Below are 1,585 nucleotides of genomic sequence, written 5' to 3'. Positions count from 1 at the left end.
TTTTTTATTTTATTCAGTTGTAAAATTATTCAAGCATTTTTGCACTATTATAGTTTTCTATTATTTTCAGTATTATTTATCCTTTTTTACATTATTATTTTTAATTTGAATAAAAAAACTACAAATTCTATTATTATATCTAAATATCTTTTCCCAAGTAATAATCATCATATGATTTTGCTGTAAAATCTAACATTCTTGCTTCAAACATATACCCTTGCATTATCCAAAAACAAACTCCTGCTTTATTGCCTACATTAGTTTTTATATAAATTTTTCTCATTCCTTTTTCTTTTGCAAATTCTTCTATATATTTTAATAACTTGCTTGCAAGACCTTGTCTTTTATAATCTTTATTTATACCAAGCCATACAATTTCACCTACATTTTCAGCACCTTCAAATTGATTTAACTTTGCAACTCCAAACCCCCTCACTACATTCTCTACTTCAATAACAAACACGTTATAGATATCATTACTATAGAATTCACTAACAACTTCCTCTGCAACTTCATCTACATTTTCATTTCCTAACATTACTTTTACTAAATCTTTTAGCACCTCTTTATCATAACTTTTTGCTCTTCTTATCATGTTGCCCCCTACTTTCTTGTATTCACTACATTTATTTAATAAAAAAACTGATGTAAACTTAATCACTTAAGTTCTAAAGTAACTTACCATTTAAAAAATGAAAGTCACATACCTTTCGCCCTTGTCCAATAGTCCCTTTACGTTTAAATATTATATTTGGTGCATAGCCGAAAAAGCTGTTACATCATTAGCTCAGAATACTGGACATAATTCAGGACAATTATATTTTTCTGTTGTCTCCATATAAATACAACGTTTCATATCAAAATGTATTTCTTTTTTATCATATTGTTGCCACTCAACATCGTTGATTTACAAAACAATTTAAATATTTGATATCCAAAAGGGATTTTGCCTAAAGTCTCATTTTCCTTTTTAGCTTCCCTAGCACTTATCTGTGTTATTTCTAAGGTATTATTATAGGCCTCTTCCATATTAAATCCTGATTCCTTAAAAGCTGAATACATAGCTATTGTAGGAAGTATTTTCGTATCCATATGTTCTTTTATTGCTTTACTATTCCTATAATTAGCTTCTTTTTTTAATTCTAATAACTTTTTATCTGCCATGTTTGCTATCTTTTTACCTTTTTCATTTCCAAATTTTTTAATACATTCATCATAGCAAAATGGGTATTTTGTTTCTTTGAACTCCATTTCTATTCCCTTCCATCATATACCAAATATATTGCCACTCCTCTCTCCTAAATTATACCAAAATTTATTTCTATTACTTGCGCATTATAATAAATAGTTATTTTTTGTAATTAACTTTATTATGCTATAATTAGTAAAAATACTGTTGGAGATGATTTTATGGAAAATAAAATAGAAGAACTAACTCAAATACTTAGAGATAGTACTAATATTGTATTCTTTGGAGGGGCTGGGGTAAGTACTGAATCTAATATTCCAGACTTCAGAAGTGCCAGTGGTTTATGGAACGAAAAACTTAAGATAAATCTTACTCCAGAACAATTAGTTTCTCACA

The 1,585-nt window shown here is 27.6% G+C and carries 3 protein-coding genes; 1 reads left to right on the top strand and 2 read right to left on the bottom strand.

All coding sequences use genetic code 11. From position 1 onward, the window contains the following. Positions 1–139: 139 nt before the first annotated feature. The gene (locus BM384_RS17040) at positions 140–595 is read right to left on the bottom strand and encodes a GNAT family N-acetyltransferase (RefSeq protein WP_090015457.1); all 456 of its coding nucleotides are present in this window, start codon (positions 593–595) and stop codon (positions 140–142) included. Between the two features lie 257 nt (positions 596–852). Continuing rightward, positions 853–1,251, bottom strand: coding sequence for a hypothetical protein (locus BM384_RS17030; protein ID WP_090015454.1), 399 nt, complete (start codon positions 1,249–1,251; stop codon positions 853–855). A 159-nt stretch (positions 1,252–1,410) separates the two neighbouring features. Between BM384_RS17030 and BM384_RS17025 the strand changes: the two genes are divergently transcribed. Next, positions 1,411–1,585: Sir2 family NAD-dependent protein deacetylase (locus BM384_RS17025; RefSeq protein WP_278280950.1), on the top strand; the 175-nt coding region annotated here is incomplete at its 3' end.

The sequence above is a fragment of the Clostridium sp. DSM 8431 genome, from assembly GCF_900116755.1.
GTDB lineage: Bacteria > Bacillota > Clostridia > Clostridiales > Clostridiaceae > Clostridium.
This window is presented reverse-complemented; position numbering and strand designations above follow the sequence as displayed.

Bases quoted from the DNA above. Each gene is read 5' to 3' on its own strand.
- BM384_RS17030 (WP_090015454.1), bottom strand. From the start codon at position 1,251: ATGGAGTTCAAAGAAACAAAATACCCATTTTGCTATGATGAATGTATT.
- BM384_RS17040 (WP_090015457.1), bottom strand. From the start codon at position 595: ATGATAAGAAGAGCAAAAAGTTATGATAAAGAGGTGCTAAAAGATTTA.